9 protein-coding genes are annotated in these 10,211 nt (G+C 47.0%); 6 read left to right on the top strand and 3 right to left on the bottom strand.

The window, feature by feature from the left end; genetic code table 11:
• Nucleotides 1-164: 164 nt before the first annotated feature.
• The 5 genes from QT974_RS20025 (at nucleotide 165) to urtE (ending at nucleotide 4,956) form a co-directional block, all read left to right on the top strand.
• Nucleotides 165-1,319 carry an ABC transporter permease gene (locus QT974_RS20025; RefSeq protein WP_333470178.1) on the top strand — a complete coding sequence of 385 codons (1,155 nt, stop codon included), beginning with the start codon at nucleotides 165-167 and terminating at the stop codon, nucleotides 1,317-1,319.
• A gap of 26 nt (nucleotides 1,320-1,345) precedes the next feature.
• Nucleotides 1,346-2,488: an urea ABC transporter permease subunit UrtC gene (gene urtC / locus QT974_RS20030; RefSeq protein WP_333470179.1), complete on the top strand. Its 1,143-nt coding sequence runs from the start codon at nucleotides 1,346-1,348 to the stop codon at nucleotides 2,486-2,488.
• Nucleotides 2,489-2,578: 90 nt separating this feature from the next.
• Nucleotides 2,579-3,307 carry a TIGR00266 family protein gene (locus QT974_RS20035; protein ID WP_333470180.1) on the top strand — a complete coding sequence of 243 codons (729 nt, stop codon included), beginning with the start codon at nucleotides 2,579-2,581 and terminating at the stop codon, nucleotides 3,305-3,307.
• A gap of 124 nt (nucleotides 3,308-3,431) precedes the next feature.
• Nucleotides 3,432-4,178, top strand: a complete 747-nt coding sequence (urtD, locus tag QT974_RS20040) for an urea ABC transporter ATP-binding protein UrtD (RefSeq protein ID WP_333470181.1) — start codon at nucleotides 3,432-3,434, stop codon at nucleotides 4,176-4,178.
• 79 nt (nucleotides 4,179-4,257) lie between these two features.
• Nucleotides 4,258-4,956 carry an urea ABC transporter ATP-binding subunit UrtE gene (urtE, locus tag QT974_RS20045; protein ID WP_333470182.1) on the top strand — a complete coding sequence of 233 codons (699 nt, stop codon included), beginning with the start codon at nucleotides 4,258-4,260 and terminating at the stop codon, nucleotides 4,954-4,956.
• Nucleotides 4,957-4,982: 26 nt separating this feature from the next.
• Here the strand turns inward: urtE and QT974_RS20050 are convergent, their stop codons facing one another.
• Complete coding sequence (locus tag QT974_RS20050; protein ID WP_333470183.1) at nucleotides 4,983-5,690, bottom strand: pentapeptide repeat-containing protein; 708 nt, start codon at nucleotides 5,688-5,690, stop codon at nucleotides 4,983-4,985.
• A gap of 148 nt (nucleotides 5,691-5,838) precedes the next feature.
• Between QT974_RS20050 and QT974_RS20055 the strand changes: the two genes are divergently transcribed.
• Nucleotides 5,839-6,444: a hypothetical protein gene (locus QT974_RS20055; protein ID WP_333470184.1), complete on the top strand. Its 606-nt coding sequence runs from the start codon at nucleotides 5,839-5,841 to the stop codon at nucleotides 6,442-6,444.
• A gap of 3 nt (nucleotides 6,445-6,447) precedes the next feature.
• Here the strand turns inward: QT974_RS20055 and QT974_RS20060 are convergent, their stop codons facing one another.
• Entirely contained in the window at nucleotides 6,448-6,924 is a 477-nt protein-coding gene (locus tag QT974_RS20060; RefSeq protein ID WP_333470185.1) for a chemotaxis protein CheW, read from the bottom strand.
• A gap of 159 nt (nucleotides 6,925-7,083) precedes the next feature.
• Complete coding sequence (locus QT974_RS20065) at nucleotides 7,084-9,894, bottom strand: hybrid sensor histidine kinase/response regulator (protein WP_333470186.1); 2,811 nt, start codon at nucleotides 9,892-9,894, stop codon at nucleotides 7,084-7,086.
• Nucleotides 9,895-10,211 lie beyond the last annotated feature (317 nt).

Below are 10,211 nucleotides of genomic sequence, written 5' to 3' on the forward strand. Positions count from 1 at the left end.
CAGTGCGCACCCTACAAGTAGTAGCATCTGTGCGCAGTGCGCACCCTACAAGTAGTAGCATCTGTGCGCAGTGCGCACCCTACAAGTAGAGTGTTTGTGTAAGTCCTAATGTAAGTAAAACCTGCCTCTACCTTAAATATTAGATAAAAATAGGAGGAAAACAAGTGGCGATATTGGACGGTTTATTTAACGGCATTAGCATCGGCGCTGTTTTGCTGATTGCAGCCTTGGGATTAGCAATTATTTTTGGGCTGATGGGCGTGATTAATATGGCTCACGGCGAGTTGATGATGTTGGGGGCTTATACAACTTTTGTAGTGCAGAATGTCTTTAAAGGTATCGGAGGATTTGCCTTTGAAACTTATATTTTATTTGCGATTCCTCTAGCTTTTTTAGTGGCTGCACTGGTAGGATTAATCCTCGAACGAGGGGTGATTCGCCATCTCTACGGGCGGCCGCTAGAAACTCTGCTGGCGACGTGGGGCGTAAGTTTGATTTTACAGCAGTTTGTCCGCAGCGTCAGTTGGGTGCTGGTAACGGGAATTGCGGTGTTTTGTTTGCTGTTTTTTGGCGGCTTGCAGGTGCTGAAACGGCGATCGGATTTCGATCGCACTCGCAGCACATTTACCGCCATAATTTTACCTTTATCTTTGGCTATTTCCTGGGCGGTGAGCGCATTTTTAGGGGAAACTTACAAACTAGCAGTAACTCAACCTTGGTTTGGTTCTCAAAACGTTGATGTGACAGCGCCTGCATGGTTGCGCGGCGGTATCCCGCTGGGAACTTTTCAATTACCCTACGCCCGACTTTTTATTATTGCGCTGACAGGCATTTGTTTGGCGGGAATTTACGTATTTTTGCAAAAGTCTGTGTGGGGATTGCGGATTCGGGCTGTGACGCAAAATCGCAGCATGAGCGCTTGTTTGGGAATTCCTACCGAACAAGTAGATGCGCTGACTTTTGCTTTGGGTTCGGGGTTGGCTGGTGTCGCTGGCTGCGCGATTAGTTTGATTGGTTCGGTAGGGTCAAATACCGGACAAAATTATATAGTCGATACCTTTATGGTGGTGGTTGTGGGCGGTGTGGGCAAGATTATGGGGAGTGTAGTTGCTGCAATGGCGATCGGCACTGCAAATTATCTCATAGGTTCGGGAACACTAGCATTAATGTTCGCTCCTGTCAAGCCATTAGCTGATTTTTTCACATTTTTCGCCACTACCAGCATGGCAAAAGTTATGGTATTCGCCTTAATTATGGCTTTTCTGCAAGTGAAGCCGGGCGGAATTTTTCCGCAAAAAGGACGGACTGTTGAGAATTAACAACTACAGCTTTGAGCGCCCAAAAAATGAAGAACACACACCAAAAGGCTCTGCTAAAAGAAGTGGCAATTGTCGGAGCGATCGCCCTAATTGCGATCGCGATCGTCCCAGGGATACTTCCTGACGCTCGTCTCAACCAATTAGGCCGATTTTTAGCACTAGCGATTGCAGCCCTCGGTATAGACTTAATCTGGGGATACACGGGTTTGCTCAGTCTGGGACACGGCGTATTTTTTGCGATCGGCGGCTACGCATTCGCCATGCACCTAAAACTGCAAATTCCCGCAAACGCCAGCAGTCAACTACCCGAATTTATGAGCCTCTACGGCGTCACCGAACTACCTTGGTTTTGGCAACCATTCTATTCATTTCCCTTCTCAGTCGTTGCAATATTCCTCATCCCCGCCATCTTGGGCGGACTTTTAGGTTACTTAGTATTCCGCAATCGCATTCGAGGCGTTTACTTTTCAATTCTCACCCAAGCAGCAACAATTGTATTTTTCAACTTCTTTAACGGCCAGCAAAAACTGATTAACGGCACCAACGGACTCACCGACTTTAAAACCCTGTTTGGAGCCACAGTCAACAGCAGAGATACTCAATATATTTTCTACATTCTCACCGTACTATTTCTAGCAGCAACATACGCCCTGTGCCGCTGGCTGACAAGCGGGCGTTTCGGACGCTTGCTACTAGCAATTCGCGACGACGAAGTGCGGCTGCGTTTCTCCGGCTACAATCCCACAGGATACAAAGTTTTAGTATTTGCCATATCCGCCGGTTTAGCCGGAATAGCAGGCGGATTATTCACCGTACAAACTGGAATTATTTCGCCGAAAGCGATGGATATTGCATTTTCAATTGAAATTGTAATTTGGGTAGCAGTCGGAGGTCGCGCCACATTATCCGGAGCAATCTTGGGAGCATTGCTAGTCAACTTTGGCAAAAGTTTCTTGAGCGAACAATTTCCAGAATTCTGGCTGTTTTTCCAAGGCGCGCTATTCTTAATAGTAGTCACAGTCTTGCCAGACGGCTTAGTCGGATGGCTGCAAAATCATGATTTTGAACACATCCGCCGCTTGTTCAGAAAACCGAAGTACGCATCTACTTACCCCAGCCTAGAACAAGACCCCGAAGTGCAGCACGAAAAAGAAGAACTTGAACATTGAGTGCTAAATTAATTATCTAGCCTATGATTGCGGATTATCCAGTAAAGATTTTGTAGTAAAATACTCAGTTATTTAACTTTAGGGAAACATATGGCAGATATTATTGACTACAAAATCTACGGCGACGATTTGCAGCTCATCGAGATTGAACTCGACCCCAAAGAAGGCGTCAGGGCCGAAGCTGGAACCATGACATACATGGAAGGCGACATCCAAATGCAAACATCCACAGGCGGCGGCCTATTTCAAGGTTTCAAACGGATGCTGACAGGAGCGGGTTTTTTCATTACCACCTTTGTCAACAGCGGAAATCGCAAGGCCAAGGTAGCTTTTGCCGCCCCGTATCCGGGTAAAGTAATTCCCCTTGATTTAGGCAAACTTGGCGGTAAATTTTTGTGTCAAAAAGACTCATTTCTCTGTGCGGCTAACGGGATTGAAATTGAGGTAGCTTTCACCAAGCGGCTGGGTGCCGGTTTCTTTGGCGGAGAAGGCTTTATCCTGCAAAAATTACAGGGTGACGGGCTAGCTTTTGTTCATGCGGGAGGAACAATAGTTGAGAAAAATTTGGGAGTTGGCGAAGTGTTGCGGGCGGACACTGGTTGTTTGGTCGCGTTTGCGCCGACTGTAGATTACGATATTCAGTTTGTGGGCGGGTTTAGAAATGCTTTGTTTGGCGGCGAAGGTTTGTTTTTGGTCAAGCTAACGGGGCCTGGTAAAGTGTATTTGCAAAGTCTGCCGCTCTCGAAGTTGGCTGAGCGAATTATGGCTGCAATGCCAACTGCAATTCCGAGCAGTTCTAGCAGTTTTAACTTAGAATAAACTGGCTGTAGCGTGAGTCAGCTAGCAGATTTTTGGGCGTATCCAGAGACTATTGGCTGACGCACCTGACCAGGAAGTTCAAAAGGCGATCGGTTTTTATTCATTAGTGAGTTAACTGCTAATTATGAATGGAAAAGTATTAGAAATAGAAAATTTGACTGTTAGCTTTGATGGCTTTAAAGCCATCAACGGTTTAAATTTTAGTATGGATGCGGGCGAACTGCGAGTGATTATTGGGCCCAACGGTGCGGGGAAAACAACTTTTCTCGATTCAATTACCGGGAAGGTGCAGCCGACAGAAGGGCGTGTGTTATTTAAGGGAAAAAATTTGCGCAAATTGTCGGAATATCAGATTGCTCGTCTGGGTATTGGCCGCAAGTTTCAAACGCCGCGAGTTTACTTGAATTTAACGCCGCGCGAAAATTTGGAACTATCTTGCAACCGAGATAAAAATGTCTTTCCCACTTTGTTTAAGCCTGCTCCTGTTGCTGAAAAACGTACAGTTTCTGGGTTGTTAGAAACAATTGGTTTGGTGAATAAAGCTGATCTTTCGGCTGGTTTGCTTTCTCACGGGGAGAAGCAATGGCTGGAAATTGGGATGTTGGTGGCGCAGTCTCCTGATTTGTTGTTGGTGGATGAACCTGTGGCGGGTTTGACTGATGAGGAAACGGTTTTAACTGGAGATTTGCTGGTTTCGCTGGCCGAAAGTCATTCGGTGTTGGTGATTGAACACGATATGGAGTTTGTGCGGCAAATTGCTCAAAAGGTGACGGTGCTGCATCAGGGTGCGGTTTTGTGTGAGGGAACGATGGATGAGGTGCAAAATGACGATCGCGTAATTGAGGTATATTTGGGAAAACCTGAAGAGTAAGAAGTTCGGCAACGAAGCCGTGTACGGGATGTAACGGATGTAACGGATTACCGATTACTAATTACTAATTATCAAACATATGCTGCAAGTTTCTGATTTGAATGTTTATTACGGCGAAAGTCACATTTTGCGGGGTGTCGATTTAAGTGTTAATGCGGGGCAAATGGTTTGCTTGATCGGCCGCAATGGTGTGGGCAAAACTACTATGCTAAAAACGATTATGGGGTTGCTGCAACCGCGCAGCGGGACTATTGCTTTTGGCGGACAATCTATTGCTTCTAAGTTGACTCACCAGCGGGCTAAGTTGGGGATTGGTTACGTGCCTCAAGGGCGCGAAATTATTCCGCGTTTGACTGTGAAAGAAAATCTATTGTTAGGTTTGGAAGCGAAACAAACTATGACGAAAAATCCTGAAGTTCCTGATGAGATTTTTGAGTTATTTCCGGTTTTGAAGACTATGCTCGATCGCATGGGGGGCGATTTGAGCGGGGGACAGCAGCAACAGTTGGCGATTGCTAGGGCTTTGATGGGTGAGCCGAAATTGCTGGTTTTGGATGAACCGACGGAGGGGATTCAACCGTCGATTATTTTGGATATTGAGGCTGCGGTGCGTCGGGTGGTTGCGACTCGGGGAATTTCGGTTTTGTTGGTGGAGCAGCATTTGCATTTTGTGCGGCAAGCTGATTGGTATTATGCTATGCAGAAAGGTGGCATTGTGGCTTCTGGAAGCACTAGGGAGTTGAGCGATGAGGTGGTTCAGAGGTTTCTGGCTGTTTGAGTAGGGTGCTTATGGCGCACCTTACTTTATTGATTTTTTCTGCCGTCGGGCATTGTGGTGCCGGCCATGCTGGCTCGATCGATACTAGCGCCATCTATATTAGCATTCCGCAGGTTCGCATTTGACAGGTTGGCGTCTCTGAGGTCGGAAAATCGCAAGTCTGCACCGTCTAAATTGGTTCCTGTCAAGTTGGCTTTTCGGAGGTTGGTGTTGCTGATTCTCGCTCCGATTAATTCGGCGCCGCTTAAATCTGTGCGAGCCATATTGGTGTTGACAAAATCTGATATCTCGAAGCGGCTACCGCTGAGGTTGGCGTCTGAGAAATCTGCTCCTGTGACGATCGCATTTTTTAAGCGCAGGTTAACTAATTTTACGGCTCGGAGGTCGCACCGGGCGCAGCTTTGAGTTAACAGGAGGGTTTCGACGTTGGCGTTGATTTGGTCAATTTGTTGCTGGGAGAACCTTTCGGCAAATTCTGGAGAGACGTAGCCGAGCTTTTTGGGATCTTCTGCTTTTGGTTGGGGTGTTGGTGGTTGGGGTGTTGGTGGTTGAGTTGTCGGTGGTTGGAGTGTTGGTGGTTGGGGTATTTGTGGTTGGATTATTGGTGGTTGAGGTGTTTGTGGTTGACTTGTTGGTGTTTGCCCGATCGCCTGCCGTTGCAGCCCCACCTTGGGATATTCTAGAGTGGCGGCAAAAATTAGCAGGGCGATCGACAGTATTGTGATTTTTTTCATAAATAAATAACTTCTTGCTTGCAAGAATACAATTTACAGCAAATTCTCTGTAAAGATCGTACACTCAATCGAGTATATTAAGCCAAAAATAAAACATTCCTGATTTCACTCAAAATTGTTACGGTATGCGATTTAAAATAATTAACCGATGCCTTACAGTAAATTTACTCTCAGCAAAGCTGTAGAGGATTTCAATCTTACGATCGTTGAAGGCGCGCGTTTCTTACCAGAAATTGCGCCAGTCACTCCTAGTCCTTTACTTCGGGATACTCTTAAAGAAACGATTCCCTGGGCGATCGCGGTCAGCAGTGAAAAAGCTCGTTCTGAGGGGATTATCAATCCTGTGTTGCTGGAAGTCAAACGGCAGCTTCAAGGGCAGATTAGCGTTTTTTCCGGCGAAGAATTCAATGTAGAACCGGAGGCTGAACTCACAGGGTATGTGGACTTTCTCCTAAGTCGTTCCCCGGAACAACTATTTATTAAAGCCCCTGCGGTTGTCTTGGTGGCAGCCAAGAAAGAAGACCTTAAACTAGGTTTGGGGCAATGCCTTGCAGAAATGGTTGCCGCTCAACGTTTTAACCAACAAAAGCAACAGCCGATATCGACTATTTACGGAACCGTAACTAGCGGTACAGTTTGGCGGTTTCTTAAACTAGAAGAGCAATGCGTATCTATCGATCTTACTGATTATTCTCTGCTTCCGGTTGAGCAAATTTTGGGCTTCCTCGTTTGGATGATGACTGAAAATTGCTAGATATTAGGTTTGGCTAAATAGAGCCAAATTCAGATAAAAAACTTCGGAACCGTCGGGGGCGCGAATCAACTTTTCTATTACCGCAGGTAGTTGCTGTTTGCGGTACAGTTCGGGAATTTCACAGAAGCTTTCTTCGGCAATTTCCAAAATCTTCGGCATATCAGGAATGGGAATTCCCAACCGATCGCTCTGATTGAACGTGCAAACAATCAGGTAGTTGCAGTCAGCAATACTCCGACTGCTGGGAAATATTTTAGATAAATTAATCAGGGTAATTAGTTCTTCTTGGTGCCGCACTAAACTTTGGCCGCTATCTAAAAAACCATAGGGATTAAAGTCTTTGACAACGCGCTGCACTTTTTCTATAGGTACTGCATAGTTAACATTTCCCAGCTCAAAGGAAAGAAGTTTTCGAGGAGGAGTTCTGCCAGCGCCTTGTTTCTTGCTGCGAAAGCGGCGATTGTAATTCGTGTGAGTCATGCGATTTTAGATTTTAGATTTTGGATTTTAGATTGGGGGATTGGTAATTGGTAATTGGTAATTGGTAATTGGTAATTGTAATTGGCCAATCAAAAAGCTCAAAGTATTCCTAATAACTAACAACTAATAACTAATAACTAATGACTAATGACTACTGATTTAATTTTTGATTAGTTTGGGGATGGCTTCTAAAAGTTGGGCTTCGCTGTAAGGTTTGGTAAAATATTGATTGGCGCCTAATTCCATTGCCATTTTCCGGTGTTTTTCGCCGCTGCGGGATGTCAGCATGGCTACGGGAATCTTAGCAAACCGCTGGGTCGATCGCATCGATCGCAATAATTCAAATCCATCCATCCGGGGCATTTCAATATCCACAATCGCCAAACTGCAATCTAGACCATTTTGCAGCTTTTCTAGGGCATCCAAGCCGTCTTTAGCTTGCACCACCCGATAACGCGCACGAGTTAGCATCAGAGACAGCAACTGCCGAATTGTATAGGAATCGTCCACTACCAAAATCTGCGGTGACTGACTCGAAGTAGGTATCTGCGACACTTTACTGGATACGGGGGCGATCGAACTATTGGATAAAGGTTGACCCACCAAATCATCCACATCCAAAATAGTCACCACCAGCCCGTCTCCCAAAATCGTACTCCCCAAAACCCCGCGAGGCTTCGAGAGAGGTGGCGGCAAAGGTTTAACCACAATTTCCTGCTGGCCGATGAGGCGTTCCACGGCCACCGCCAGCATTCCTTCGCTAGAAGCCAAAACTAAGACGGGAATGTGATCTTGACTCAAAGGGTCTGGAGAAGGGGCATCGGGGCCGAGAACGCTGTATTCGAGCAAATCTTGCATCCTCACCAATCGAATAAATTCATCCCGCCACCACAGCATCGGCTGATTGCCGGCGGTGTGCACTTCGGAGGCTTTGATGTGCAGAATTTCTTCGACTGCATCTAGCGGTACTGCTATTTTATTGCGATCGGTCTTCACCATCAAAGCCTCAGTAATCGACAGCAACAGCGGCAGTTTAATGATAAAACTCGTGCCTTTTCCCAGGCGAGAATCTACCTTCACAGTGCCTCGCACAGTCCGCAAATTTGTTCGCACCACGTCGAGTCCGACTCCCCGCCCGGAAAGATCGCTCACTTCTTCGACAGTGCTGAAACCCGGCCAAAATAGAAAATCATAGAGTTCGGAAATCGAATATTCTTGGGCTTGTTCTTCCGTCGCTAAAGCCTTTTTAACAATTTTGCGGCGAATGATTTCCGGGTCAATACCTTTACCGTCATCGGCGACAGTAATAATTGTTTGGCCGCCTTGGTGGCGGGCTTCGATTTCTATTTGACCGCTGGCTGGCTTGCCGCTGGCTTGCCGAACTTCGGGCATTTCGATGCCGTGATCGAAGGCATTTCTGACTAAGTGTACTAAGGGATCGCGCAAAGCGTCGAGCAAACTTTCGTCAATTTTGGTATCCCTTCCCACTAACAGCAAGTTGACATCTTTATCGTAGGTGAGGCACATATCTCGAAGTGCTCTTGGTAGGTGGTCTACGGCGCGACTAAAACTCACGACTCGCAACTGCATGACGCGGCTGCGCAGTTGTTCGGTGATGCGGCGCAGTTGGTCGGTACTGCGCTCGAATTTCATTGCTAAGGTGTCTAATTTGGTGGCGGATTGTGAAATTGCTTCGGCGGTTTCGATCACTTCTGCCGCGGTTGAGTGGAACTCTGTATAGCGATCCATCTCTAGGATATCGAAGTGAGAATGGGCGATCGAGGATTTGCCGTTAACAATCAGTGGAAATTCTGTTTCAGATCCTGCAAGTTTTCCTAATCCGGAATGACCGTTTCCTCCTTTCCAGTCTGCAAAGCTCAGTCTGTCGTATTCTTCTCGCAACTGGCCGCCGAATTGATTTAAATCTACGATACTGCGGCGAATTCGCTTGACTTCGCCGCGCAATTCGGATTCTTGAAGTTCCAAATTTGTACGGTTGATGACTAATTCTCCGACTAGATTTACCAATTCTGTTAAGCGTTCTAAGTCTACGCGGATTGTCGGTCTTTGCGGGTTGGGGAGAGGGGGAGAGGGGGAGAGAGGGGGAGTAGAGAATGAGGGGGTTTCTGATATTTCTGGTGCGTTTTCTGCGGGTGGGGGGGAGGTTTGGGGGAGTTCGTTAGCGCAGCCCTCGAAGAGGATCGCCCTTCCGTCTAATAGCTGCCTTCGGGCGGTTTGCAACGACTGGGCGATCGCCCAACCATCCGACTGTAACCGTTCTAAAGTCAAATCTGGAGAGTCGATCAAATCTCTCAGCGGTTCAGCGACTTTGCCAAAATCCGGCAATTGCAGCATTCCAGCCAAGCCGGAGAGTTGGTAATAAACCTGGTTGAGGGCGGTGACGCTTTTGGCTAAATCTGCCTCCGAAGCTTGCGAAAGCTCGGTTTCTAGGCGATTGAAGATTGGCGGCAATTCGTGTTCAAAAATCAGTTTTAGGGTTTCCGGGGCTGCCGATCGACTGACGGCGGGGACTGGTGGCGGCCCGGGCTTGCCGTACTTGGCCTCGAACTGAGCGTGAATTTGGGCGATCGCCTCCAAGTTTGACCTTTGATCGGGAGTGCTGACATCCGAGTGGTGAATTGCTTCGGCCGCTATCTTTTTGAGAGCATCCACCCCTTGCAGCAAAACAGTTACAGTGGTCGGTTCCAGGGCCGACAAGTCCGTGCGATCGCGCAAAATGACAAAACAGTCCTCCAGCGTGTGAGCCCCCGCCGACACGTCTTGAAAGCCCAACATTGAACCCGCACCTTTAATCGAGTGAGCCGCCCGAAACATTTCTTTAACAGCCGCTTGTCGCCCTTTCAAATCTGCACCTTCCATCGCCAGCAGGTGAGTTTCCATTGACTGGAGAAACTCTTGGGTTTCTGCGGTAAAAGCATCTATTAATTCGTTTAAATCATCATCATTCATATTAGTCAGTTTGCAGTTGGCAGTGCTTATTAATTCAGTAGGGTGCGCATTGCGCACGGCCGTGCGCCTTGCGCTACATATGCTTGGATGCGGACTCGCATTCCTCACTATAAACGTTGTTTTTTCCTAATCGTTTGAACTCAAAGAACTTTCTTATAGCAGTAGGGTGCGCAATGCGCACCCTACATATGCTTAGCTTTCTTATAGCAGTAGCACCCTACATATGCTTAGATGCGCTTTCTTATAGCAGTAGGGTGCGCATTGCGCACCCTACATATGCTTAGCTTTCTTATAGCAGTAGCACCCTACATATGCTT

It is taken from the genome of Microcoleus sp. BM001215392 (assembly GCF_036700185.1).
Taxonomy (GTDB): Bacteria; Cyanobacteriota; Cyanobacteriia; order Cyanobacteriales; family Microcoleaceae; genus Microcoleus.

Excerpts from the sequence above, each read along its gene's own strand:
- urtC (WP_333470179.1), top strand. The coding sequence starts at position 1,346 with ATGAAGAACACACACCAAAAGGCTCTGCTAAAAGAAGTGGCAATTGTC.
- urtE (WP_333470182.1), top strand. The coding sequence starts at position 4,258 with ATGCTGCAAGTTTCTGATTTGAATGTTTATTACGGCGAAAGTCACATT.
- urtD (WP_333470181.1), top strand. The coding sequence starts at position 3,432 with ATGAATGGAAAAGTATTAGAAATAGAAAATTTGACTGTTAGCTTTGAT.
- QT974_RS20050 (WP_333470183.1), bottom strand. The coding sequence starts at position 5,690 with ATGAAAAAAATCACAATACTGTCGATCGCCCTGCTAATTTTTGCCGCC.
- QT974_RS20035 (WP_333470180.1), top strand. The coding sequence starts at position 2,579 with ATGGCAGATATTATTGACTACAAAATCTACGGCGACGATTTGCAGCTC.
- QT974_RS20055 (WP_333470184.1), top strand. The coding sequence starts at position 5,839 with ATGCCTTACAGTAAATTTACTCTCAGCAAAGCTGTAGAGGATTTCAAT.
- QT974_RS20060 (WP_333470185.1), bottom strand. The coding sequence starts at position 6,924 with ATGACTCACACGAATTACAATCGCCGCTTTCGCAGCAAGAAACAAGGC.
- QT974_RS20065 (WP_333470186.1), bottom strand. The coding sequence starts at position 9,894 with ATGAATGATGATGATTTAAACGAATTAATAGATGCTTTTACCGCAGAA.